This is a genomic window from Bacillus sp. PS237 (assembly GCF_037963345.1).
In the GTDB taxonomy this organism is placed as follows: domain Bacteria; phylum Bacillota; class Bacilli; order Bacillales; family Bacillaceae; genus Bacillus; species Bacillus subtilis.
On sequence record NZ_CP150156.1, the window covers coordinates 525,325 to 549,300 of the forward strand.

The following is a 23,976-nucleotide window of genomic DNA, read 5'->3' on the forward strand; positions in this document are numbered from 1 at the left end:
GGAGGCTTTGGTTACATGGAAACGTCAGCCCTTTTAAAACAGCAAATTGCGAAAGAAATAGGTTTATCACAAAAACACGTTGAAAGTGTCATCCGCCTGCTTGAGGACGGCAATACAGTCCCGTTTATTGCCCGGTATCGAAAAGAGCAGACGGGTTCAATGGATGAGGTTCAGATTCAGACGATTTCTGAACGCTGGCAATACATACAAAACCTGAATCAGCGAAAAGAAGAAGTCATCAGGCTGATTGCAGAGCAGGATAAACTGACAGATAATCTAAAACGTAAAATCGAGCAATCGGTGAAGCTTCAGGAAGTGGAAGACCTTTACCGCCCTTATAAACAAAAACGTAAAACAAAGGCGACAGTCGCCAAAAGCAAAGGCCTTGAGCCGCTTGCCGACTATATCCTGACACTTCCCCAAGATGATCATCTGGCAGCAACTGCAGACCAATACATCAGCGAAGAAAAAGAAGTGTTCACACGAGAAGAAGCGATTGAAGGCGCCAAGCACATTATTGCGGAACAAATCTCAGACGAGCCGACCTTCAGAAAGTGGATTCGCCAGGAAACCTTCAAAAGAGGAACCATTAAGTCTGCAGCCGGAAAGTCGGCAGACACCGATGAGAAAAATGTGTATGAAATGTATTACGAGTATGAAGAGCCAATTGCAAAAGTTGTTCCGCATAGGGTGCTGGCAATGAACCGCGGCGAAAAAGAAGACATTTTAAAGGTAGCGATCGAACCGCCTGCGGATCACATTAAGGCGTATTTAGAAAAACAAATCATCAAAAATCGCTCAACATCCGTAAGAGAGATTTTGCAGGAGACAATTGAAGACAGCTATAAAAGGCTGATCCAGCCGGCAATCGAGCGTGAAATCAGGAAAGAGCTCTCAGAAAAAGCTGATGAACAGGCGATTCATATTTTCTCAGAGAACTTGAGAAAGCTTCTTTTGCAGCCGCCGATGAAAGGCAAAACCGTTCTCGGTGTTGACCCAGCCTTTCGAACTGGCTGTAAGCTCGCTGTGTCAGATGAGACCGGAAAAGTCTTGAAAATTGATGTGATCTATCCGCATGCGCCAGTCAACAAAACAAAAGAAGCCCATGAAAAAGTGAAAAAGATTCTTGAGCAGTATCAAGTCGAGATGGTGGCGATCGGAAACGGCACAGCATCCAGAGAAACAGAGCAATTCATCGTCAATGTACTCAGAGACATGCCGCGCAAAATTTATTATGTGATCGTCAATGAAGCGGGAGCAAGCGTCTATTCGGCTTCAGAGCTTGCCAGAGAAGAATTCCCTGACCTTAAGGTTGAAGAGCGCAGTGCCGTATCTATTGCTCGGAGACTTCAAGACCCGCTCGCGGAGCTCGTTAAGATCGATCCGAAGTCTGTTGGTGTCGGACAGTATCAGCATGACGTCAGCCAAAAACGCTTAAATGAATCTCTGCGGTTTGTCGTCGAAACTGTCGTAAACCAGGTTGGAGTAAACGTCAACACAGCCTCCGCCGCGCTGCTTCAATATGTAGCTGGATTATCGAAGTCTGTAGCAGGCAACGTTGTCAAAAAACGTGAGGAAATCGGAAAGTTTTCAAATCGAAAAGAACTGAAGGACATCCCAAGGTTAGGTGCGAAAACCTATGAGCAATGTATCGGTTTCTTAAGAGTGCAGGAAGGGACAGAGCCTTTGGATAGAACAGGCATCCACCCGGAAAGCTATAAAGAAACAAAAGCACTTTTGAAAAAACTCGGACTTTCAACAGAACATATCGGCACGGCGGAATTGAAGGACAAAATCAATCAGCTGGCGCTCTCTGAAACGGCAAAAGAGCTGGGAATCGGCGAAATCACTCTGAAAGACATTTGTGAACAGCTGACAAGGCCGGAACGCGATCCACGCGATAAGGTGCCTAAGCCTTTGCTGAAAACAGACGTCCTTCAGCTGGAAGATTTGAAAGAGGGAATGGAACTGCAGGGCACCGTGCGCAATGTAGTGGACTTCGGAGCGTTTGTTGATATCGGAGTCAAACAAGACGGGCTTGTGCATATCTCAAAATTGAGCAATCAATTCGTCAAGCATCCTCTTGATGTCGTATCTGTCGGCGATATTGTGACAGTTTGGGTTGACGGCGTAGATGTACAAAAAGGCAGAGTATCGCTGTCTATGGTAAAATAAAAGCACTGCTTACGAGCAGTGTTTTTTCCTATAGAAATACCAGCATTGATTCAGCAGTTTAATTTGGTAATTATCTTTTTCAAGGAACGCTTTTTGCATCTGCTTTTTAAGCCAATTTGGCATAGGCTCATTCCTCCTCAGCTTTTATCATAAGAGGGACAGTGATTACCATATTGTATGCGAACGGTGAATTGTCCCGTTCAATGTTTTTTAAGTGAGGTGCACCATGGATAACAAAGAGCTTCAAAAGCTGACAGAGGATATTTCTGAAACATATTTTAAAAAGCCGTTCCGCCATCAGGCGCTTTTTAATGACCGGCTTAAAACCACTGGCGGCAGGTACCTGTTAACCTCCCATAACATTGAATTGAACAGAAAATATTTGATTGAACACGGCAGGGAGGAACTGATTGGCATCATCAAGCACGAGCTCTGCCATTATCATCTTCATCTTGAAGGAAAAGGGTACAAGCACAGAGACAGAGATTTTAGAATGCTATTGCAGCAGGTCAACGCGCCGAGGTTCTGTACACCCCTTAAGAAAAAAGCGGAAAACAAAAAAACTTATATGTATATCTGTACGACCTGCGGCCAACAGTATATAAAGAAGCGCGCCATGAACCCTGACAGATACAGATGCGGAAAATGCCGCGGAAAAATAAAAAGAATTTTTTCGTGAAAAAGGTTGACGAATATGGCAAGCCTATGTTACATTATAAAAGTCGTCACGAGAGATAAATAAAAACATTTACCTCTTGACACTGCAAATCAAGGCTGATATAATAAGTCTTGTCTCATTATTCCACAGTAGCTCAGTGGTAGAGCTATCGGCTGTTAACCGATCGGTCGCAGGTTCGAATCCTGCCTGTGGAGCCATATTGGAGAAGTACTCAAGTGGCTGAAGAGGCGCCCCTGCTAAGGGTGTAGGTCGCGTAAGCGGCGCGAGGGTTCAAATCCCTCCTTCTCCGCCATAAGATTTCGATATAAGTTCTCAACCATCGGCCCGTTGGTCAAGCGGTTAAGACACCGCCCTTTCACGGCGGTAACACGGGTTCGAATCCCGTACGGGTCATTCCATTTCGTTGGGCTATAGCCAAGCGGTAAGGCAACGGACTTTGACTCCGTCATGCGTTGGTTCGAATCCAGCTAGCCCAGCCATTTTTATTTTTGAAATCTAATAGTAAGAGCCATTAGCTCAGTTGGTAGAGCATCTGACTTTTAATCAGAGGGTCGAAGGTTCGAGTCCTTCATGGCTCACCATTTGTCTTTTTGCGGGTGTGGCGGAATTGGCAGACGCGCTAGACTTAGGATCTAGTGTCTTACGACGTGGGGGTTCGAGTCCCTTCACCCGCACTTTATTTACAAAGTGCACGCAAATCTGTTTTACTAGGTTAAGAGCCTACTAAACCAGCACAACACAATTTAATGATCACGCGGTCGTGGCGGAATGGCAGACGCGCTAGGTTGAGGGCCTAGTGGGTGAATAACCCGTGGAGGTTCAAGTCCTCTCGGCCGCATCTCAATAATACCAAGGGTTTAACCACCTTTGGTATTATTTTTTTGTGTGGAAAATACGGCTATGGGAGAAGACTTGCTCACCAAAACTCACCAGTTACTTAAAGTAAGTCATCCAAACGGTCGGCGGTTCCTTCTGTTTATTAGGAAAAAGATATCCGTTCATTGTAAAAGAAACGAACCATGTCCTATTCGTTCAAAAAAACTAAAGGGTGATACATATTATACATGATTAATATGTATCACCCTTTTCTTTCTTGTTCAACAATCGCGCTTGAGGAGAACATAAGCTAATACAACTGACTCGATTTCTAAAGTTGCTCCATTCTTTTTTTAAACAACTCATCCACAACCTGTTTTAAAATCTCGTACGACTGAATTTCCTTGCTCAATTCGTAAATATTAGATAACACAATTAATTCATCTGCGTGATACATTTGTTGGAAATCAATTAGTTCGCGACGAATTGTTTCTCGATCACCCATGATTGTATACCCCAGTCGACTGTGGAGAATTTCTAATTCAAACTGTGATAACGATTCTAGGAAGTTTTCAGTGGGTGGAATAAGCTTACTTAAATTATTTGTATAAATATCAATATACACCTGCAAATGACTTGCAGAAATAAAAGATGCCTCGTCTATAGATTCTGCTGCAATCACATTAATGCAAGCGATCACATAAGGTTCTTGTAAATAAGAAGACGGTTGGAAATTTTCTCGATAAATAGAGAGCGCTTCTTCCATCGAATGGGGTGAAAATTGAGCGCCAAATGCATAGGGTAAACCAAGCTTTGCAGCAATTTCCGCTGAATCCGTTGAGGATCCTAACACAAAAACAGGCACATGCGTTCCAATACCCGGATAAGCGCGAACCTCACCCTGTACACTCTTATCCCCGACAAAACGCAAAATATCATTTACTTCTCTTTCAAAGAAAAACACTCCATTATGGTTGGAACGACGAATCACATCGGCCGTTTTTTGATCCGTTCCGGGTGCGCGTCCTAATGCCAAATCTACACGATTTGGATATAATGTTTCAAGTGTTCCAAATTGCTCCGCTACGATTAATGGGGAATGATTTGGCAACATAATACCCCCTGAACCTACGCGAATGTCTTTTGTATTTGCTAATATATGTTGTACAATTGATACGGTTGCTGCACTTGCATAAGCGTCGTGATTATGATGCTCTGCAAACCAAATCCGTTTATAGCCCATATTATCTACAGCTTTAGCTAATGACACTGCAGAATCAATCCCTTGTTTCATTGTTTCTCCTTGTCTTAATGGAGCAACTGATAAAACAGATATATCAAATTTTTTCATAATTTCACCTCTAAAATAATGAACTTATACAAGATCAATGGAAAAAACATTTTGAAAAATTGTTTCATATTAAATGGTGTCCATTCCTCTTTGATTTGCATGCAAATAAATATATACTTTCTCAAACGATCAATACATAGGCAAAATAAAGTTATTTCACAATTTCACTTTACTTTTAAAGTTTTAAGCAAACATAAAAAAATGTTCAGTGAACAAAATATGTAAAATACATCTTATTTTTCAGAAAGGATACAAGAAAATGATTGATGAAATAGATAAAAAAATACTTGATGAGCTGTCTAAAAATAGTCGCCTTACAATGAAAAAATTAGGGGAAAAAGTACATCTCACTGCACCAGCAACCGCATCAAGAGTAGTAAAGTTAATAGACAATGGCATAATAAAAGGATGTAGTATCGAAGTGAATCAAGTGAAATTAGGCTTCTCTATACATGCTTTTCTTAATATTTATATCGAAAAAATCCATCATCAACCCTATTTAGCTTTTATAGAAACACAAGATAACTATGTAATAAACAATTATAAAGTTAGTGGAGACGGTTGCTATTTGCTTGAATGTAAATTTCCTTCAAACGAGGTATTAGATCAATTTTTAAATGACTTAAATAAACATGCAAACTATAAAGTGTCGATTGTTATTGGTAAATAGTTAACTTTATAAAACGGAGATGTGCGGTCATATAACATGATATATATGCTCTAAAAAAGCCCTAGGTTGGATATGGAATTTACCAAGCTGGGGCCTTTTTATACATTATAATAACAAGCGCATTATTCATCAGACATTAATGAAGTATTATAATGCTTTTTTACTTCCTTAATAGACAAATAAAGCTGATAGTTTCCATACTTCAATAAATCATTCAGAAGGTGATTTAAAACTTCTTGTGAATGAACCGTTACCTTCAGAAGATAACATGCATCTCCCGAAACACGATGAGCTTCGCTAATTTCATTACGAGTAGCAATAAATTTCAATAAATCATCATGCATATATGCATTCATGAAAAAGAAGACAAAGGCTGTAAAAGAAAACCCCATCTTCAATTCATCAACCACAATCGAATATGCTTTAATGATACCGTTATCCTCCATTTTTTTGATGCGATTGCCTACCGCTTGTCCTGTCATATGAATTTTTTCACCGATTTCTTTCCATTGTATCCGAGCATTTTTATTTAATAATTGGAGAATTTGAAAATCAATTGAATCAATTTGCATAGTAACTCCTTTCACAGTGAAAAAGTTTTACAAAATAGTATTTCATGAGACCATCGAAAATTCAATGGAAATTATATATCCTTATACAGTATAAAAATTTTAAGAGGTGAAAAAATGACAACAGCTTTATTAGTGATTGATATTCAAAATGATTACTTTCCAAATGGGAAGATGGCTTTAACAAACCCAGAGAAAGCAGCACAAAATGCGGCTAAACTACTTTCACACTTTAGAAACACAGGCGCACCTGTCTTTCATGTACAGCATATCACAGAAGGTAACATCGCTCATTTTTTCCATCCAAATACAGAAGGTGTCGAAATTCATGAGTCAGTACGTCCATTAGAGAAAGAGACAGTCATTGTAAAACATATGCCGAATAGCTTTTTCAATACAGATTTAAATGGAAAGCTACAAGAAGAAGGGGTTAAAGAATTAGTTGTTTGCGGTATGATGTCCCATATGTGTATTGATGCAACAGTTCGTTCTGCAGTTGAACATGGTTATGTATGCCAAGTGGTAGAAGATGCTTGCGCAACAACAACATTGCAAATTGAAGATAAAATCGTTCCTGCTGAGCATGTCCATTACGCATTTATGGCCGCATTAAATGGTGTCTATGCAACAGTAAAAACCACAGAGGCATTTTTAAAATAAAAGAATTTCCTGCGCGAACATAACGTCTTTCTTTTCACAAGAAAGATGATTCAACAACTTAAAAAAGGATGTTCAGAAAAATACTTCTGGACATCCTTTATTCATTATCTTTTATTGTTTTTCAGTATCATTATTCCCATCTGATAAAAGATCAAGATGTCCTGTTTTTGATCCATAGTAAGACCATATACAGGGATTGTTTTTGCCATAAATATAGATATTGATGAAGGTTTACATAAAGCACCTAATTGCTTGATTTACTTTAATGTTAGATCCCTCAATAACTCCATTCTCTTCTAATTTCTCTACTCTAGCTGTAGCTGCTGGGCATGTTAAATGTACTCTCTCCCAGATCTTTCATTGAATTCGGCTATTATACATAATTTCTCTATAATTTTTTATCTGTTTGATCTATTTGAACGTTAATTCCTTTCGAAAATAAAGTCAAAGAGTTAAAACACTTTTTTTTATCTATGTATTCGAACACTGCTGATATTATACACTTAACTCTGTCGATCTAAGACAAATAAAAAAAGAAAGTGAGTTGTAAATATGAATATTACACAAATTCGAAATGCAACAATTGTTGTAAAATACGCAAATAAAAAATTTTTGATAGATCCTATGTTAGCAGAGAAAGGTACGTACGCTACTTTCCCTGAAACGATCAGACAAGATTTATTTAATCCTTTGGTGAGTTTGCCAACATCAATTGATAACATTCTGGATGGCGTAGATGCGGTAATTGTTACTCATCTACACCTAGATCACTTTGATGATGTGGCAAAAAACGTATTGCCAAAAAACATCAAAATGTTTGTTCAAAATGAAGCAGATGCAAAAGAAGTAAAAGCAAGTGGTTTCAAAAATGTAGAAGTGCTACATCAAGACACTGTTTTTGAAGGGATCCAATTAGTAAAAACAAAAGGTGAACATGGCAGAGGGGAAGAGTTATTAAACTTAATGGGTGATGTTTGTGGATTAGTATTCAAGCACCCAAGTGAAAAAGTTTTATATGTAGCTGGGGATACAGTTTGGTATGATGCTATCGAAGACGAGATTCATACACATCAACCAGAAATCATTGTGGTTAATGGTGGAGACAATCAAAGATTAGATTTAGGTTCACTCATCATGGGAAAAGAAGACATCTATGAAGTTCACAAGGCTGCTCCTCATGCTAAGATTATATCTGTTCATATGGAAGCTGTTAACCATTGGACACTATCTAGAGAAGAATTAAAAAACTTTAGTAAAGAAAAAGGATTCTCAAGTAATATTTTAGTGCCAGAAGATGGCGAGTCTTACACATTTTAATATGAACACCGACAAATAAATAGAAGAAGCTCATAATTATAAAAACTAATCATGAGCTTCTTCTAATAATGAATATTTTAAATTTTAAATATATCGAAAATCCTAAATATACGGAATAACAAAAATGGAATGTTCCAATGATGACAAAAAAACTTGAAAAGCAACAAAGATGTGTCGTTAGGAGGTAGAATTCATGGTAATGACAAAAAAAGATACAAATATATCAACACAGCAGCCTCTTTGGTTACAAGGTTATATTGATTCACCAGAAAAACAAAACCAACTTTATAAAAAAACATTAAAAATCTTGATTTTTTCACAAATATTTGGGGGAGCAGGACTTGGAGCTGGGATAACAGTTGGGGCGCTTCTTGCACAAGATATGATAGGATCGGAAAATGTAGCAGGAATTCCAACTGCCCTCTTTACTTTTGGATCTGCCGTAGCTGCCCTGCTTATAGGAGCATCCTCACAACGTTTTGGTCGCAGAGCTGGACTTGCAGGTGGTTTCCTTATAGGCGGATTAGGTGCTATAGGTGTGATAATCGCGGCTTTAATTAACAGCGTTGCCCTATTATTTGTTTCTCTTCTTATTTATGGAGCAGGTATGGCTTCTAATCTTCAAGTTCGGTATGCTGGGACAGACCTTGCAAATGAGAAACAACGGGCAACTGCTGCAAGTATGGCCTTAGTTTCTACTACTTTAGGAGCTGTAGTAGGTCCTAACTTAGTTAATACAATGGGGGAATTTGCAGATTCAATTGGTGTTCCCAATTTAGCTGGTCCGTTTATTATGTCAGGAGCAGCTTTTATAATTGCTGGAATTATTCTCTTAATTTTTCTTCGTCCAGATCCGCTGTTTGTATCAACAGCTATTGCGAATGCTGAGAAAAAAGACGATAAAGTACAAATAGGAGGAAGTCTAAAAAATCCTGCTATAGACAAAAAAGGAATAATGGTAGGAGCTGTCATTATGATTTTAGCTCAACTAATCATGACAGCTATTATGACAATGACACCGGTTCACATGGGTCATCACGGTCATGGTTTAAGCGAAGTGGGATTAGTTATAGGACTCCATATTGCAGCGATGTATCTTCCTTCACCATTGACTGGTTTATTAGTAGATAAGTTTGGTCGCACAACTATGGCTATTGCTTCAGGTGCCACACTTCTTGCCGCTGGGTTGGTGGCAGCTATTGCACCGGCAGACTCATTATCATTGCTAATCCTAGCACTAGTATTACTAGGGGTAGGTTGGAACTTTGGTTTACTAACGGGAACTGCCCTTATTATAGATTCAACACATCCATCTCTACGTGCAAAAACACAGGGAACATTCGATGTTTTATTAGCACTATCAGGAGCAGCAGGTGGAGCCTTGTCAGGAATGGTTGTTGCACATTCTAGTTATACAATACTATCAATTTCTGGAGCCGTTTTATCATTGTTACTCATTCCAGTAGTTATTTGGTATTTTAGAAGGATTCAGGAAAAAGCATAAGCTTATATAACTGTCTTTGAAGAACCTAAGTAGACATTACTTTACCGGAACCTCCTTTTTCTATTTATTATAGTAAGGAGTTGACATGGCATTAGTGGCATGTGTATAACTACACAATTATTTGGGATTCAGAGAGCATGTAATGAACGGAAGAGATAATTATTTATCACTTTTATTATTGTACGGTGTTCTTGTGGCATTAAGTTCAGTCAATTTTGGTCTAACTGTTTTCTTTTTGTTTTCATCACCTCTCCATATTATTAACAAACACGAAAAGGATTTTAATGAAAATAAAATGATTAGCGTATGTATCTCTAATTTTCAAAATGAATGAATAGTCCTTTTTAAGATTTACACACTTATTCTCCAAGGAAAAATGACTCAATTTTTCGATTTTTTATGTAAATCAAAAAAGAATCATGTTAGAGTAGGTGTGCTGAAAATAATTCAAAAAATTATTTTGCGATATGATTAAAGTAATATTGCCAGAGAGTTTCAATTGGACAAAATTGTAAGTGTTTAATACACTGGGGCTGCAATCAAATATGCACCTGGAATCAATTGCTAAACGGGGGAGTTTATATGAACAACAAGAAAAATATCTTTGATATTGTTATGTACATTATTTTCGGTGTGTTAAGTCTTTTTCTAGTTGCAAAAACTGATTATGGCACTGGAGTTTTAGTGTTTGTTGCAATTTTATACCTCGCTGTTATTGCTTATAAAATTAAGCAAGTATTTAGTAATTCAGATTCTTAAGGTGTAACACAAGGAGGATTTCAATTGAGAAAGAAAAGAGTTATTACTTGTGTTATGGCTGCATCATTGACTTTAGGCTCACTTTTACCTGCAGGTTACGCTTCTGCAAAGGAGGACTCTAAGACAACCCCTTCTTACGAAGAACTAGCTCTACATTACAAAATGAAAAGTGAAAAGATTTCATCGAACGGGAAATTAGTTGAAATTGAGTATGTGAGTGGAAATGAAACTCACAAAGTTCAGATGAACGGAAATAATCATACTGTAAAAGTCGATGGCATAGAACAAAAAGGTTTAAACTTTGAGTATGATGAAAATGTTGCTAAAAGAACAAATTATGAAAACAATAATTTGAAATCAAATGAATTCACAACACAGGCTGCAAAACCTAAAAAGGGATACCATTATGTGGGGACTTTATCTGGGCATACAAAAGCAGCTAAAAATGCGTTATCAGTTACAATGTCATTAGTCGGTATTGTCCCTGGCTTGGGATGGGGGAGTAAGGCTGCCACTATTTTATTCTCTTATTGGGCAAAAGAACAAATCCCTGATGCGTATTATAAATATGATTTATACGAAAAAGGAGCAATGACTGATAGTTGGTATCAGTATGCTACAGTTCAATTTTTTGAAGATAAAGCTCATAAAAAGAAAATGGGCAAACCTTGGACAAGTACTCCTGCAAAAGTAGATTTACCTAATAGCTAATTTTAAAATCACTTTGTCTTTATAAAGGACAAAGTGATTTTTTGTTATACAGAAGTAAAATCCCTCGTCTGAGGAATCTTGGAAAAAACTTGGTTCAATTTTGATATAACATGTTTTTTTCTTGCTAATTTAGTTTTTCTATGTATCGCTACACATTCTAAATAATAAGATATTAGCCGGACGGTTGATGCCAAGCTCAAAAGTTTATATGGAAGTCAAAGCATAAAAAAGGGTGTTACAACGTGTAGTCTTCTTTTTATTTTGCCAACGTAACAAGTGTGAAAGTAATGATTTGTAGGATCAGTTAAGAAAGGTTTAAGATTAGATATTGAAAAATTTTATATATTTTCAATAAAATACTGGTACTATAATAAATGTATACAGATTGTATGGAGATGTAATTAATTAAAAAGGAGTTTTTTAATTGCGTTGGAGTAAATGGTTCAATGTTTTTTGTATAGTAGCATTGGGATCAATATATGGTTATAAATTATTTACTAACCAAGAAGTCAGTACTACTCGTTTAATAATAGCTTCTGTAATTGTGTTGTGGAATATTGTTGGACTTTTTAGCAAAGAATCAGTAAAACAAGCACAGCAAGCAAATTAAAAGTCATAAAGTTGGGAAAGAAGGATGTTACTTATGTAGTATCCTTCTTTATTATTCCTTGAAAAATGAAACAAATTGGAGATTACAGCTTATATAATCAATTGAAGTCGTTGATTATTTTCATGAACAGGAGATTTAATGCTTTCTGATGAAATATTATCGTATGAATGTTGCAAGAGGAAACGTTACTCAAAGATTACAGGGATGTGATGAACACTCCTCTTTATCGCACTCACCTGACCCCAAATTGTTGGGGAAGGGCAGGTACGGAAGATAGAGTATTTTTTCTTCGTAACAAATCGAAAAGGTTGGATAATAAAAAACTTATAATCTAAGGCGGTATATAGTTGTGAAAAAGGCGTTATTTCTTATATTAGACCAGTATGCAGATTGGGAAGGTGTTTACTTAGCATCTGCATTAAATCAAAGAGAAGATTGGTCGGTTCACACTGTTTCTTTAGACCCTATTGTAAGCTCAATAGGTGGTTTTAAAACATCTGTCGATTACATAATAGGGTTAGAACCTGCAAATTTTAATTTGCTAGTTATGATTGGCGGGGATTCCTGGAGTAATGACAATAAAAAACTATTACATTTTGTAAAAACTGCATTTCAAAAAAACATTCCAATAGCAGCGATATGCGGTGCAGTGGATTTTTTGGCGAAGAATGGTTTGCTGAATAATCATAGCCATACAGGTAATTTTGTTTACTTATGGAAAGATTACAAACAATATAAACCGATTAGCAGTTTTGTAGAGAAACAAGCAGTAAGAGATAAAAATTTGGTTACTGCTAATGGAACTGCCCCTATTGAATTTACTAATTTAATTTTAGAGATGATTGATTTTGATACTCCTGAGAACATAGAGAAAATGATGTATATGAATCGTTATGGTTTTTATCATTTTTGTGATAAATATGGAAATCCATTTGTTGATTAATTTGCTGGAAATGATTTTCCCGAATAGGGGGCTTTGCGATTGAGTTGAATTTCCTAATAAAGCAAAGAAAGATGATTTGAGGTCAAGTTTAACAAATAATGCCATCAATATTAATTTGCAGTTATTTCCGATTCCTGATATAATAAAGAAGAATTATTTTTGTTCGGTGTAAAGGATAGTATGAAGATTGACTTTTCGTCTTGATGATACTTTGGGCAAGGATAGTATATACTGTGTGGTTACACACTAGGAGGCAACAAAAATGGAACAAGGTACAGTTAAATGGTTTAATGCAGAAAAAGGTTTTGGCTTTATCGAACGCGAAAATGGAGACGATGTATTCGTACACTTTTCTGCAATCCAAAGTGACGGATTCAAATCTTTAGACGAAGGTCAAAAAGTATCGTTTGACGTTGAGCAAGGTGCTCGTGGAGCTCAAGCTGCTAACGTTCAAAAAGCTTAATCTTCAATCGTTTATACAAACAGGCTCTTTATATAGGGCCTGTTTTTTTATGTCTATATCATACTCAATAAAAAACCCTACTCAACGTTCGAGTAGGGAGATGCTACAAGGTAATAGAAAAAGATTTAAAACTTCAAAGGTTTGTTTACAGTATAACATACTGGATTGACAATATGCGGAATGTATATAAATTATTTAATGTTTTGTTCAAATATAGATAACTGACTCTTTTTTTCACTAACCTGTTCGTTCATTTAAGTAAGATTAGATGAATTATAAAAATGGTTTCATCTAAATGTTATCAACTCGCATATCTCTTTTATGAGAAGAAGATAAACAATTATTATTCAATGTTGCAGTGGATATAAGAAATTCTTAAAAATAATGAGGAGATCGATTGTTTTTTTCTCCTGGAAATAATCACTTAGAGATACCTAAAACAATGAAAGCCCTACCTCTCTTCCATCCTTACGGCTCCTTGTCCGTGCCAGTGTGAATCAGGATACTAAAAAAAGTGACTATTTTATTGAGTTTTTTGGTAAAACTTCAATCTTCGCAGAAGAAATGTAAATAATAAAAATGGATTAGAATGTAGGAATAACAAAAGAGGTCGTTAATGTTCTAAACATAAGTTGGAGAAGATTTGCTTTTCATCATAATATTCCGAAATATCTTTTGGGATGTATCTAACCAAAACTTTTTATTTGTTTTTCAGTGATTCCTTTAATTACTTCCAGTTCACTAATCAAAAATTCATATGCATTATCCAGCATTTTTTTTTCGCTTGCATTAAGTGCTTTTTCTTTCTTCATACGCATTAAATCACGTACAACTTCAGCACCTTCTTGTATTTCACCTGTTTTTATTTTGTCCGTGTTTATTTTGTACCTTTGCTTCCATGGCAGTAACCTATCGGATTCTCCATGCTGAAAAATGTGCATAATGTGTTTTAATGCAAGTATATCGGTAACTGGTCGTATATTCGAACTCAATATTTTACTCGTTGGAATCATAACTGTCATATTACTGATTGACATTCTTATGACATAATACTGTTGTTTTTCCTCTAAGAATTCTTTTTCTTCTATGGCTTCAATTATACCTGCTCCGTGCATTGGATAAACAATGTTATCGCCAATTTGAAACATATCATCCACCTCCATATATGGTATCCTTCTTAAGATTACCATATATGGAGGTGTAATATCAAAATTTTAATAATAACATGATCGAATTTTTGATGTCAATAACTTTTTTGAAAAAACAGATCAAGCAAAAACAATAGGGAACGTGTCGGATTTCCAATCAGGAAAAGGTCAATTGATCCGTGTGAGCAGTTTTTCATTGGCTCAATGACATTACAGAAATGATTTGAGTAGATAAGAAAGAACGATATTCGTGAAATGTCAGCTAAAAATATTTAAAGCACATGATTAAGTTCTAATTTCTTTACCGATTTGATATGGATAACGGCCGACTTACTTAATGATGCATTTTCACTTATCTTGCAAGCAGAAAAAGGTTTGTTGATAAACATTTAGCCACCAAATTGGCATTATTATCAGGGAAATTGACAACCTTCAAATGGGTATTGAGGCGAGAAGAAAAATAAAGAAAGGAGAGATTATAAATGAAGACCAGAACATAAAGAAGTAAAGGGGAAAGAACAAGGTTAATTGAAAAGCAAACTATATAAAATAGTTTGCTTTTTTTTGTTATGACTTCACTTCTTTTTCTTTCTCTTTAATGACTAATAAAACACCGCTCAGAATTAAAAACGAACCTATCCAAAATGTCCCGCCTATTTGTTCTCCAAGCAGAATCCATCCGAGTAAGGTTCCAACCAGAGGCTGAAAAAAGAAAAAGAGGCCTCCACTTGAGGCATTTAATAATTGTAAGCCGTGGTTCCACAATAAAAATGCACAAGCTGTTGAAACAATTCCCAAATACAAAAGGCCACCTAGAATTTTAGGGTCAAGCAGTAGTGGCGTAAAAATCGTGCTAGGGGAGTACCATTAACAGGGACTCCATTTATTAATAGAATAAACTTTATGAATTCATTTTTTTGTATGATAATGGCGTCATATTCATCGCTTGTTGAAATTTACTTATGAAATAACTGGTACTGTTAAATCCAACTTGATAAGACACTTCTGTCACATTGGATTCAGGGTGTTGCAGTAATAATAAGCTTTTTTGAATTCTATAATCCATTACATAACGTAATGGCGTCTTATTCAGCATTCGTTTAAAATAACGGCAGCATTCAGAACGGCTCAGTTGGCCAGCTTTTGCAATGTCCTCTAATGTGATTTTTTCAACATAATGGAGATGGATCCAGTTTAACATTTGTTTCATTCGATGACTTTTTATCATTTCAGATTGATCGTACTCTAATTGAAAACCATTAACGACCAGGTTTTTCCACATTAACGTTAATTGCATCGTAATGTCAATCTCATAGAGCGATGTCTTTTGTTGAATCAATTGATTTATTTTTTTAACAGCATCTAGAATATTTTTTGCCCACTGTTGATTTCCAGCCAAAAATAAATAGGGCAAATTGGTTGAAAACATATAGGGCTGAACATAGCTTGAATACAGTTCCTGAGATAAAACGAAATGGGGTGACACATTCAAGCAAATATACGTACAATCCGAGCCTTCCTTTTCTTCGGCCATGTGCAGGTAGCCGCTATTGATAAATAATCCATCCCCTTCGTGAACCTCTATTTTTTCTTCATTTATTTGAAAGAGAGCTATCCCTTTTAGTATCAAAACAAATTGGATTTCATCATGCCAATGAAGCGGAATATAGCCATTTATATTTTGATTGATCGTTGTCTTGTAGCAGGCAACTGGCAATTCTACCGTTCGGTGCTCTGTTAATTCTTTTAAATTTTGATCGATCACAAAATTCTTCATTCTGACTTCACACCTCAATATATTTATATTTTTTCATTCAATTTGAGTATTTTTTATCATGTTTTGCATTTATTATAACACTATTATTATATTTATTAGTGAGGAGTCATGTATGAATACTTCCAATAGAAGAATGGGATTGTTCTATGTTATCACAGGGGCGACATGTTGGGGGATTGGAGGCACAGTAGCCAAAAAACTTTTTCAAGAATATCAAATTGATGTCAATTGGCTTGTAACGACACGCTTGCTTACGGCTGGAATGTTACTTTTAATGCTGCAACTGTTCAGAAAGGATCGTTCCCAGGTTATTGAGGTGTGGAAACACAAAGCGTCGGCTGGCCAGCTTCTAATTTTTGGCCTATTGGGAATGCTAGCTGTGCAGTACACATATATGGCATCCATTCAACATGGGAATGCTGCCGTTGCTACGTTATTGCAATATTTATCCCCAGTAATCGTCATTATCTACACGCTGTTGCGAAAACAAACGGTTCTTACCAAACAAGATATCATAACTGTTGTACTTGCTTTAGTGGGTTGCTTTTTTTTGTTAACAAATGGTTCAATGTCTCAACTTTCAGTGCCGGCAGCTGCAGTAGTATGGGGAGTTTTATCAGGATTCGCGGCAGCTTTTTATACTTTGTATGCCGTTGGTTTATTAAATAAATTTGATTCTCTTGTCGTTGTAGGTTGGGCTATGATTATTGGCGGTTTTGCATTGGGTTTTATCCATCCGCCATGGCAACTGGATTTTCAACGATTAACTGCTGAGGCGTATGCATATATCTTATTCGTGATATTATTTGGAACAATGATTGCGTTCTGGTTCTTCATAAAAAGCTTGGAAAGCCTCTCTCCAAAAGAAACAAGCCTACTAGGCAGTCTAGAGCCTCTATCAGCTGTTGTAACAACTGTCGTTTGGTTAAAAGCGCCATTTGGTTCTTTTCAATGGATTGGTGCTATTTGTATTATAGGGATAACTTTAATATTGGCTTTACATAAAGAGCCTTCTATGGAGAGTGAAAAATCGATATTAAAGATTAGGAATCATGCAAATCGGGATATATAGGGGCTTTTTTTGCTTACATGACCGGTCCGGCAATGAAAAACACTGGTGGAGTTTGAGCCCTCTCGGCAGTATCAAAAATACCAAGGGTTTTGACGCCCTAGGTATTTTTTCTTCAAGAACCTTCAATTTTTCTTCTCTGATTGAAAAACGTATTACTTTTTTGTGATTGGTATCCAAATTTCACTTTTAAAAGATGGTGATGTTACATCCTTATGCTCGTTCCACAATATTTCTGGACCTTCTATTTGTTCGTAATTTGACGATGGAAACCATTCGGAATAAATGCGTCCCCATACTTCTTGCAGTGTATCCGGAAATGGCCCGATTGATTCGAATACAGCCCATGTTGAGGCAGGAACTTCAAGCCGTGAGAAGTTATCTGGACACCGTTTCGTTGTGGCTGCGCCAATATAGTGATCGAGCTCTCCGTTTTCCTCTGTCCGACCTTCAGAAAAATTCGTGGATGCACTAATGAGGCCTGATGGTGCTACATTAGATAGCTCTTTTAGTTTATTTATTGCTTTTTCATCTAAACTTTCCCACATAGATGCAATTTCCGGATTAATTCCTTTGAAAATAATAGGAACTCTTTTTTTAATGCCAACGATGCGAAATGCCTCTTTTTCTTCAATACGGTAGTTCATTTCATTTCCTCCTTTAATTGTTAGCTGGAAGGTCATTCGTGGATAAGCTTTAAGGGAATGGCCATTAAATCTGGCTTTTGATGGGTTTATGCCATGTAAATTTTGGAATGCCCGTGCAAAAGAATCTGGTGAGTTATAACCGTACTTTATTGCAATATCAATCACTTTTACATTGCTGTCTTTCAGTTCAAAAGCTGCAAGAGTAAGACGTCTGCGACGAATATATTCCGATAATGAAATACCTGCAAGGAAGGAAAACATCCTTTTAAAATGATATTCAGAGCAGAAAGCAAGCTTTGCTGCCTCTTGAAAATCAATATCATTAGTGAGGTTTTCTTCAATATACTTTAACGCCCTATTCATACTTTTAAGCAAATCCATTTATTTGGCCTCCTTTAACCAAAGAATAACAGGAGTGAAATGTATTTATCCGACATTCTGTGCACAGTTTTGCAGGATGACTTATATGAAATAAAGTAAGTGATTCACTTGTATTTGTACAGGTTTTATTGAAGCATGCTGTTCATAAAAAGGCATCAATAAAAGAAAGTTATAATTGTCTTATAAACGGCACATTCATATAATTGAGTGAAAAAGGATGCGTATCATGCCTATCAATTCTTTTGAAAATTATCCGATGAGCTGGAAGCCATCGATTGATAAAGCTGAAAAGCCTATTTATAAAGCACTTGCAGGGCAATTGGAACAGGATATTTTAAACGGAGTTTTATTACCTGGAACAAAACTTCCTCCACAGCGAGAATTGGCCGATTATCTAGATTTAAATGTGAGTACGATTTCAAAAGCATTTAAAGTGTGTGAGTTAAAAGGGCTGCTGAGTGCGACTGTAGGGAGCGGCACATTTGTATCGTATGATGCGTTGTCGAATGCGTATTTACTTGAGGATACTAAGCCGACACATTTAATTGAAATGGGAGCAATACTTCCAGATCACGCTTCATATGAGCCCTTGTTATACCAACTGAAAAACATGGTTCATGAGGAGGATTATGAAAAATGGTTTAGCTATGGCCGGGCAGGTGAAAGCCTTTGGCAAAAAGATGCAGCTGTAAAGCTCATCCAAAGAGGCGGATTTGAAACATCCGTTGATCACATTTTATTTGCAAATGGAGGGCAAAATGCGATTGCAGCGACATTGGCGAGTCTTTGTAAGCCTGGAGATCGCATCGGAGTTGACCATCATACGTACCCTGGATTAAAAACTGTTGCATCATTGCTTAGTGTGCAAATCGTACCGATAAAATCAGAAAACGATGAAATGAGTCCGGAGTCACTTGAATATGCGTGTAAAAACGAAAATATTAAAGGTTTGTATTTAATCCCGGATTATCATAATCCGACGACTTCCTTTATGTCTGTTGAGAATCGAAGAATGGTTGCAGACATTGTAAAGAAATATAATCTGTTTGTTATTGAGGATGCATCGTACCATCTTCTCAACAAAAATCCGCTTCCGGCACTCGCCTCATTCGCACCGCAACAGGTTATTCATATTGCAAGTTTATCAAAATCGTTAGCGCCAGGCCTGCGTTTGGCTTATGTAGCAGTGCCGAGACAATATAAGGAGCCAATATCAAAGGCGCTTTATAATTTAAATATAACTGTTTCCCCGCTATTAGCTGAACTTACTGCTCGCACGATTGTATCAAATCAATTTGAAGTCTTAATTGAGAGTCATCGTGAACAAACCATTCGCAGAAATCAACTCGTAAACCGATATGTTGCGGGATATACATGTTTAGGTGTTGAAACAGGCATTTTTCGTTGGTTGTTGTTACCGGGTAAAATGTCTGGTGCCGAATTTGAAGAATTGGCTGCTCGACTTGGCGTGCAAGTGTATGCGGCTGAACGCTTTGTAGTGGGAAATAGTTGTCCTGAAAGGGCTGTAAGGGTTTCTGTCTGTGCACCAAAAACACTTGAAGAGCTTGAACAAGGATTAATGATCCTGAGACGTTTGCTAGACGATCTTACCTAATATTGTTTGCCATACAATTATGACATTGTATGGCTTTTTTGTGCGTGTTATGATGATCCACATCTAGAGGGAGGTTTATACAAAATTGGCTTTTAGAAAGGAAGGTCAGATGATGTTAGACAAGGACAGCGTAAAAGCAATAGATGTTCAAACTGCTTCATTACAGAGCTACATCAGTTCACCAGAAAAACAAAAATCGTTATACAAGCGTACACTATTCGTTGTGAGTATCTCACAAATTTTTGGCGGTGCGGGGCTGGCGGCAGGAGTGACTGTCGGTGCGCTTATTGCACAGCAAATGCTTGGCACTGATGCGTTTGCTGGTTTGCCTTCTGCTTTATTTACTTTAGGGTCAGCAGGATCTGCATTAATTGTTGGAAGACTTTCTCAACGTTATGGCCGTCGAACAGGTCTTTCAGCTGGCTTTATGATTGGCGGACTTGGAGCAATAGGCGTTATTATGGCAGCAATCATAAATAGTATTTTCTTGTTATTTATTTCGTTGCTTATTTACGGTGCAGGTACAGCCACTAATTTACAGGCCCGTTATGCAGGTACAGACTTAGCAAATCATAAGCAGCGAGCGACTGCTGTTAGTATAACCATGGTTTTTACTACATTTGGCGCAGTGGCAGGTCCAAGCTTAGTGAATGTGATGGGGGATTTCGCTCTTTCTATTGGTGTTCCATCACTTGCTGGCCCTTTCATTTTAGCCGCAGCAGCATATATGTTAGCAGGTGTGGTCCTTTTCATTATGCTTCGTCCAGATCCATTAGTTATAGCAAGAACAATAGAAGCGGCAAATGAAGAGCCTGGTGATAAAGGACATTTGGCGGCAACTGAGCATACAGAAAACAAAAAAGGGATAATCGTTGGGGCAACGGTTATGGTTCTTACCCAAATAGTAATGGTAGCTATTATGACAATGACACCGGTTCATATGAGACATCATGGGCATGACTTGGGTGCAGTCGGTCTTGTTATTGGTTTTCATATAGGTGCTATGTATCTCCCTTCACTTGTTACAGGTGTTCTTGTAGATAGGTTGGGACGTACCGCAATGGCTATTTCCTCTGGAACAACGTTGCTTTTGGCAGGTGTAATAGCAGCATTTGCTCCGGGAGAATCTATGATTCTTCTCGTCATTGCTCTTTCTTTACTGGGATTAGGGTGGAATTTTGGTTTGATAAGCGGGACTGCCCTTATTGTAGATTCAACTGATACTGCCACACGAGCTAAAACGCAGGGGACAGTGGATGTTCTGATTGCGTTGTCAGGAGCTGCTGGCGGAGCATTATCTGGAATGATTGTGGCAGGTTCAAGTTACCTCGCATTATCACTTATTGGAGGGATTTTGTCCTTATTACTCATTCCGGTGGTGGTATGGTCTAGGGGCCGCTAAAGGGTAGGATTGTTTAATTTACATTAATTTGTTATATTGTTAGATAAAGTATATTGCAGCATCTAATATTCTAACGAACTATAGTTGCTCCATTAAATCTATTATAAAGATTTGACCAGGATTCCTTATAGCTGTGTCACTCACTGCATATTCTTTAATTGAATCACATAAAATGGTTATCGGATTTGAAAAAGGCAGGATTACTCGCTTTAGGTAAAGGAGTCATAACGTTGTTAAAAAGGTTTTCTCTTGTTATTGTTACACTAATGATGTCTATCGTTGTTGTTTTAGCGGCTGCTAAAGAGTCGCCTGGAGATCATGTCATCTCATTTGATGAACCTATTATCTTGATGATCTCAATTGGAATCGTTGTATTTTTATTGATCCCTCCATTAGTCATGTCCTTTTTTGGCAATTTGGTTGTAAGAATAATATCTGGTGTATACCAATGTTTTATCGTTTTCACTTTTCTGGGGCTCATTCCAATTGGATTTCTTATTCCCAATGGCTTTTTGACAATTCTAGTTTCTATTGCAGGAACTTTAGTCAGTATAGCTAGTGTTGCCGTAACCTTATGCATTGGCAAGAATAAAAAAGATATATAATCATCGAATTGTTATTTTTTCAGATTGTCAGTGAAATAATTATACAAAAAGAGAAGGCTTGTGGGCCTTCTTTTTTTGTTGTTGCATCATCCCCACTTTGAGCTTAATCTATTGAATAATAAGAGAAGGAACCTATAGAAGAATAAAATAAATACCGAGATGTCAAAAATAAAACTGGACTTCATTATTGTGAATTCACGTAAATGTAAAAAGATTGGAAAGAGGGGAATTCCTTCATGACAAATAGCAGAACAAATCCGAAGGTTGATGAATTTTTAAGTAAAGCGAAAAAGTGGAAGGAAGAATTTGAGAAGTTGAGAACCATCATTCTTGACTGTGAGCTGACTGAAGATTTTAAGTGGATGCATCCTTGTTACACATATCATAATAAAAATATTGTTTTAATACATGGGTTTAAAGAATATTGCGCGCTTCTGTTCCACAAAGGCGTCTTATTACAGGATACAGATGGAATTCTCATTCAACAAACGGAGAATGTACAGGCGGCGCGCCAGATTCGGTTTACAAATGTTCAGGAAATAAATGAGCTAGAAAACATTTTGAAAGCCTATATTCACGAAGCCATTGAAGTTGAAAAAGCCGGTTTGAAAGTGGATGTTAACAAAAATATTGAATTGAACATTCCTGAAGAACTTCAAAATAAATTCGATGAAATCCCTGCATTGAAAATTGCTTTTGAAGCTTTGACCCCGGGACGGCAAAGAGCGTACACTCTTTATTTTTCTCAAGCCAAACAATCCAAAACCCGAGAATCGAGAGTCGAAAAATATGTGCAAAAAATTCTCGATGGAAAGGGATTAAAGGATTAGGCACGCCAAGGTTCAGGCTAAAGGAATAGCATCATAGCGTAATAAGATCATTTCTATAGAAGAAAAACAAGCATAGTAAGATGCTTGTTTTTTCTTAGGACAACATTCACTTACTGCTGAAATGCTTCTAACATTGTATGCCACTAGACAGCGTTATAAAATATTAATGCAACACCTAGAAATCTATCCAATGAAATAGCTCAATGGTATGGCTCATTACATTTAGAATGCCTAGGAGAACTAATAGAACCGGAAGATTTTTAGCAAGTTACTACACTCCAAACTTTGTTTTTGTATTAATATACCTTATTAACCATTGTTTTTAGTCAGGTGCAGACAAACGAATACTGATTAATGAATCATCATGATATCAATGAGCCGCTTGATTTTTTCATCGTCGCCTGTATCAACGTACACTGTTTTTCTGTTTTTTATGATACTCTCAGTCACTTCCCGCATGACGCCTTTTTCTATATCATCAGCGGAATCCCAGCGTAAAGGCACATTATATACATGAATTGTGCCATCCCCATTGCCATGATAAGTGACTGATCCATCCACTAAACGAGAACCTGCCAACTGGGTCACATTTTCTGGATAGCTGGCACTTGTATCATCATTAGGATTAATTGGCTCGCCAGCCGCAATATGTCGAACATTTAATTCATCTATCTCTTGATTAGGTCCAAGTTGAAGCCAAACTCTGGCATATTCAATTTTTTCCGAAGAGTATGCTGCCAATACATTGTCTTCTTTGCTTTTCTCTTCTGCTGAAGAGGTATCATTTGCAGCTTTTGTTGCGGATTCTTCTGATTCTGTTATTGGCTCCGCTTCATCCTTGCGTATTTTGGTGCTCTCTTCAGGCTCAGTGTGTTTTTCGTCAGTTTGCACAGCAGAAGCTTGATTTGAAGGTTGTTGTGCTTCTCCATCCTTACTGTCCGTACATCCAGCAAGCAAAATCATAAGCAGCAGGGCAGTATTGCAATAACATATCTTTCTGCGTTTCTTCATTTTTTCATTCCTCTCTATTAATTCAGGTCAGCTTCATATATAAGTTTATGTATCTAAATATTACCATGGAATAGATAGGATGATATTGAAAACTGTTTAAGAAGAGGAAACGATCTTGAATAGCATCGCGAAAACCTAAGAATCTTAAGAAGTTTTGCCCCTTTTTCTTCAGGTATTGAATGTAAAGTGGGATATAAATGCAAACAAAAACGAAATGCCTTATCCACCTCGTGTCATGGCAGAAAAAGTGGGGGATTTATTAGA

General features: G+C 37.1%; 23 protein-coding genes, 7 tRNA genes and 1 pseudogene. 23 read left to right on the forward strand and 8 right to left on the reverse strand.

Features of this window, described 5'->3' with window-relative positions:
• Positions 1–15 precede the first annotated feature (15 nt).
• Positions 16–2,175, forward strand: coding sequence for a Tex family protein (locus tag NST22_RS02705; protein ID WP_003246556.1), 2,160 nt, complete (start codon positions 16–18; stop codon positions 2,173–2,175).
• Positions 2,176–2,184: 9 nt separating this feature from the next.
• Here NST22_RS02705 and cmpA read toward each other — a convergent pair whose 3' ends face one another.
• Entirely contained in the window at positions 2,185–2,298 is a 114-nt protein-coding gene (gene cmpA / locus NST22_RS02710; protein ID WP_003225207.1) for a cortex morphogenetic protein CmpA, read from the reverse strand.
• Between the two features lie 103 nt (positions 2,299–2,401).
• Here cmpA and NST22_RS02715 point away from each other — a divergent pair, with 103 nt between their 5' ends.
• The 8 genes from NST22_RS02715 (at position 2,402) to NST22_RS02750 (ending at position 3,692) form a co-directional block, all read left to right on the forward strand.
• Positions 2,402–2,854 carry a SprT family protein gene (locus NST22_RS02715; RefSeq protein ID WP_003246525.1) on the forward strand — a complete coding sequence of 151 codons (453 nt, stop codon included), beginning with the start codon at positions 2,402–2,404 and terminating at the stop codon, positions 2,852–2,854.
• A gap of 122 nt (positions 2,855–2,976) precedes the next feature.
• Positions 2,977–3,051: transfer RNA gene (locus NST22_RS02720), tRNA-Asn, on the forward strand.
• 4 nt (positions 3,052–3,055) lie between these two features.
• A tRNA-Ser gene (locus tag NST22_RS02725) sits at positions 3,056–3,146 on the forward strand.
• A gap of 29 nt (positions 3,147–3,175) precedes the next feature.
• A tRNA-Glu gene (locus tag NST22_RS02730) sits at positions 3,176–3,247 on the forward strand.
• A gap of 11 nt (positions 3,248–3,258) precedes the next feature.
• Positions 3,259–3,333: transfer RNA gene (locus NST22_RS02735), tRNA-Gln, on the forward strand.
• Between the two features lie 26 nt (positions 3,334–3,359).
• Positions 3,360–3,435: transfer RNA gene (locus NST22_RS02740), tRNA-Lys, on the forward strand.
• Positions 3,436–3,446: 11 nt separating this feature from the next.
• Positions 3,447–3,528, forward strand: a tRNA-Leu gene (locus tag NST22_RS02745).
• 80 nt (positions 3,529–3,608) lie between these two features.
• Positions 3,609–3,692: transfer RNA gene (locus NST22_RS02750), tRNA-Leu, on the forward strand.
• Between the two features lie 309 nt (positions 3,693–4,001).
• Here the strand turns inward: NST22_RS02750 and NST22_RS02755 are convergent.
• Positions 4,002–5,021: an LLM class flavin-dependent oxidoreductase gene (locus NST22_RS02755; protein ID WP_003234259.1), complete on the reverse strand. Its 1,020-nt coding sequence runs from the start codon at positions 5,019–5,021 to the stop codon at positions 4,002–4,004.
• A gap of 259 nt (positions 5,022–5,280) precedes the next feature.
• Between NST22_RS02755 and lrpA the strand changes: the two genes are divergently transcribed.
• Positions 5,281–5,691 (forward strand): transcriptional regulator LrpA, encoded by a 411-nt coding sequence (gene lrpA / locus NST22_RS02760; RefSeq protein WP_003246601.1) that lies wholly within the window; start codon positions 5,281–5,283, stop codon positions 5,689–5,691.
• Positions 5,692–5,813: 122 nt separating this feature from the next.
• Here the strand turns inward: lrpA and lrpB are convergent, their stop codons facing one another.
• The gene (lrpB, locus tag NST22_RS02765) at positions 5,814–6,263 is read right to left on the reverse strand and encodes a transcriptional regulator LrpB (RefSeq protein ID WP_003246612.1); all 450 of its coding nucleotides are present in this window, start codon (positions 6,261–6,263) and stop codon (positions 5,814–5,816) included.
• A gap of 114 nt (positions 6,264–6,377) precedes the next feature.
• Between lrpB and NST22_RS02770 the strand changes: the two genes are divergently transcribed.
• From NST22_RS02770 to cspC, 8 genes are all read left to right on the forward strand, one after another.
• Entirely contained in the window at positions 6,378–6,920 is a 543-nt protein-coding gene (locus NST22_RS02770; protein WP_003234256.1) for a cysteine hydrolase family protein, read from the forward strand.
• A gap of 552 nt (positions 6,921–7,472) precedes the next feature.
• Positions 7,473–8,237, forward strand: coding sequence for an MBL fold metallo-hydrolase (locus NST22_RS02775; protein ID WP_003234254.1), 765 nt, complete (start codon positions 7,473–7,475; stop codon positions 8,235–8,237).
• A gap of 193 nt (positions 8,238–8,430) precedes the next feature.
• Positions 8,431–9,741, forward strand: coding sequence for an MFS transporter (locus tag NST22_RS02780; protein ID WP_003234253.1), 1,311 nt, complete (start codon positions 8,431–8,433; stop codon positions 9,739–9,741).
• Between the two features lie 582 nt (positions 9,742–10,323).
• The gene (locus NST22_RS02785; RefSeq protein ID WP_009966645.1) at positions 10,324–10,500 is read left to right on the forward strand and encodes a hypothetical protein; all 177 of its coding nucleotides are present in this window, start codon (positions 10,324–10,326) and stop codon (positions 10,498–10,500) included.
• A gap of 24 nt (positions 10,501–10,524) precedes the next feature.
• Entirely contained in the window at positions 10,525–11,211 is a 687-nt protein-coding gene (locus NST22_RS02790) for a hypothetical protein (RefSeq protein ID WP_004399401.1), read from the forward strand.
• A 424-nt stretch (positions 11,212–11,635) separates the two neighbouring features.
• Positions 11,636–11,821, forward strand: coding sequence for a hypothetical protein (locus tag NST22_RS02795; RefSeq protein ID WP_009966647.1), 186 nt, complete (start codon positions 11,636–11,638; stop codon positions 11,819–11,821).
• A gap of 349 nt (positions 11,822–12,170) precedes the next feature.
• Positions 12,171–12,764: a type 1 glutamine amidotransferase family protein gene (locus NST22_RS02800; RefSeq protein ID WP_003234249.1), complete on the forward strand. Its 594-nt coding sequence runs from the start codon at positions 12,171–12,173 to the stop codon at positions 12,762–12,764.
• Positions 12,765–13,026: 262 nt separating this feature from the next.
• Positions 13,027–13,227 carry a cold shock protein CspC gene (cspC, locus tag NST22_RS02805; protein WP_003234247.1) on the forward strand — a complete coding sequence of 67 codons (201 nt, stop codon included), beginning with the start codon at positions 13,027–13,029 and terminating at the stop codon, positions 13,225–13,227.
• A gap of 686 nt (positions 13,228–13,913) precedes the next feature.
• Here cspC and NST22_RS02810 read toward each other — a convergent pair.
• The 3 genes and pseudogenes from NST22_RS02810 to NST22_RS02820 form a co-directional block, all read right to left on the reverse strand.
• A complete protein-coding gene (locus NST22_RS02810; RefSeq protein WP_010886417.1) occupies positions 13,914–14,375 on the reverse strand; it encodes a CarD family transcriptional regulator in 462 nt (153 codons plus the stop codon).
• A gap of 567 nt (positions 14,376–14,942) precedes the next feature.
• Positions 14,943–15,209, reverse strand: a pseudogene (locus NST22_RS02815) (DMT family transporter); the annotation flags it as partial.
• A gap of 67 nt (positions 15,210–15,276) precedes the next feature.
• Positions 15,277–16,152 (reverse strand): AraC family transcriptional regulator, encoded by an 876-nt coding sequence (locus tag NST22_RS02820; RefSeq protein ID WP_003234240.1) that lies wholly within the window; start codon positions 16,150–16,152, stop codon positions 15,277–15,279.
• Positions 16,153–16,264: 112 nt separating this feature from the next.
• Between NST22_RS02820 and NST22_RS02825 the strand changes: the two genes are divergently transcribed.
• Positions 16,265–17,224, forward strand: coding sequence for a DMT family transporter (locus NST22_RS02825; protein WP_003242891.1), 960 nt, complete (start codon positions 16,265–16,267; stop codon positions 17,222–17,224).
• A gap of 152 nt (positions 17,225–17,376) precedes the next feature.
• Here NST22_RS02825 and NST22_RS02830 read toward each other — a convergent pair whose 3' ends face one another.
• Complete coding sequence (locus tag NST22_RS02830; protein ID WP_003234236.1) at positions 17,377–18,249, reverse strand: AraC family transcriptional regulator; 873 nt, start codon at positions 18,247–18,249, stop codon at positions 17,377–17,379.
• Positions 18,250–18,475: 226 nt separating this feature from the next.
• Here NST22_RS02830 and NST22_RS02835 point away from each other — a divergent pair, with 226 nt between their 5' ends.
• The 4 genes from NST22_RS02835 (at position 18,476) to NST22_RS02850 (ending at position 22,701) form a co-directional block, all read left to right on the forward strand.
• A complete protein-coding gene (locus NST22_RS02835) occupies positions 18,476–19,864 on the forward strand; it encodes a PLP-dependent aminotransferase family protein (protein ID WP_003244576.1) in 1,389 nt (462 codons plus the stop codon).
• Between the two features lie 109 nt (positions 19,865–19,973).
• Entirely contained in the window at positions 19,974–21,266 is a 1,293-nt protein-coding gene (locus NST22_RS02840) for an MFS transporter (RefSeq protein WP_003234232.1), read from the forward strand.
• A 230-nt stretch (positions 21,267–21,496) separates the two neighbouring features.
• Positions 21,497–21,871 (forward strand): hypothetical protein, encoded by a 375-nt coding sequence (locus NST22_RS02845; RefSeq protein WP_003243802.1) that lies wholly within the window; start codon positions 21,497–21,499, stop codon positions 21,869–21,871.
• 236 nt (positions 21,872–22,107) lie between these two features.
• Positions 22,108–22,701, forward strand: a complete 594-nt coding sequence (locus tag NST22_RS02850) for a YdeI family protein (protein WP_003234230.1) — start codon at positions 22,108–22,110, stop codon at positions 22,699–22,701.
• 351 nt (positions 22,702–23,052) lie between these two features.
• On the opposite strand, the gene NST22_RS02855 is transcribed toward NST22_RS02850, so the two are convergent.
• Positions 23,053–23,712, reverse strand: coding sequence for a lipoprotein (locus NST22_RS02855; protein WP_003243990.1), 660 nt, complete (start codon positions 23,710–23,712; stop codon positions 23,053–23,055).
• Positions 23,713–23,976 lie beyond the last annotated feature (264 nt).

Excerpts from the sequence above, each read along its gene's own strand:
- NST22_RS02705 (WP_003246556.1), top strand. The coding sequence starts at position 16 with ATGGAAACGTCAGCCCTTTTAAAACAGCAAATTGCGAAAGAAATAGGT.
- cmpA (WP_003225207.1), bottom strand. The coding sequence starts at position 2,298 with ATGCCAAATTGGCTTAAAAAGCAGATGCAAAAAGCGTTCCTTGAAAAA.
- NST22_RS02715 (WP_003246525.1), top strand. The coding sequence starts at position 2,402 with ATGGATAACAAAGAGCTTCAAAAGCTGACAGAGGATATTTCTGAAACA.
- NST22_RS02755 (WP_003234259.1), bottom strand. The coding sequence starts at position 5,021 with ATGAAAAAATTTGATATATCTGTTTTATCAGTTGCTCCATTAAGACAA.
- lrpA (WP_003246601.1), top strand. The coding sequence starts at position 5,281 with ATGATTGATGAAATAGATAAAAAAATACTTGATGAGCTGTCTAAAAAT.
- lrpB (WP_003246612.1), bottom strand. The coding sequence starts at position 6,263 with ATGCAAATTGATTCAATTGATTTTCAAATTCTCCAATTATTAAATAAA.
- NST22_RS02770 (WP_003234256.1), top strand. The coding sequence starts at position 6,378 with ATGACAACAGCTTTATTAGTGATTGATATTCAAAATGATTACTTTCCA.
- NST22_RS02775 (WP_003234254.1), top strand. The coding sequence starts at position 7,473 with ATGAATATTACACAAATTCGAAATGCAACAATTGTTGTAAAATACGCA.
- NST22_RS02780 (WP_003234253.1), top strand. The coding sequence starts at position 8,431 with ATGGTAATGACAAAAAAAGATACAAATATATCAACACAGCAGCCTCTT.
- NST22_RS02785 (WP_009966645.1), top strand. The coding sequence starts at position 10,324 with ATGAACAACAAGAAAAATATCTTTGATATTGTTATGTACATTATTTTC.
- cspC (WP_003234247.1), top strand. The coding sequence starts at position 13,027 with ATGGAACAAGGTACAGTTAAATGGTTTAATGCAGAAAAAGGTTTTGGC.
- NST22_RS02810 (WP_010886417.1), bottom strand. The coding sequence starts at position 14,375 with ATGTTTCAAATTGGCGATAACATTGTTTATCCAATGCACGGAGCAGGT.
- NST22_RS02820 (WP_003234240.1), bottom strand. The coding sequence starts at position 16,152 with ATGAAGAATTTTGTGATCGATCAAAATTTAAAAGAATTAACAGAGCAC.
- NST22_RS02825 (WP_003242891.1), top strand. The coding sequence starts at position 16,265 with ATGAATACTTCCAATAGAAGAATGGGATTGTTCTATGTTATCACAGGG.
- NST22_RS02830 (WP_003234236.1), bottom strand. The coding sequence starts at position 18,249 with ATGGATTTGCTTAAAAGTATGAATAGGGCGTTAAAGTATATTGAAGAA.
- NST22_RS02835 (WP_003244576.1), top strand. The coding sequence starts at position 18,476 with ATGCCTATCAATTCTTTTGAAAATTATCCGATGAGCTGGAAGCCATCG.
- NST22_RS02840 (WP_003234232.1), top strand. The coding sequence starts at position 19,974 with ATGATGTTAGACAAGGACAGCGTAAAAGCAATAGATGTTCAAACTGCT.
- NST22_RS02850 (WP_003234230.1), top strand. The coding sequence starts at position 22,108 with ATGACAAATAGCAGAACAAATCCGAAGGTTGATGAATTTTTAAGTAAA.
- NST22_RS02855 (WP_003243990.1), bottom strand. The coding sequence starts at position 23,712 with ATGAAGAAACGCAGAAAGATATGTTATTGCAATACTGCCCTGCTGCTT.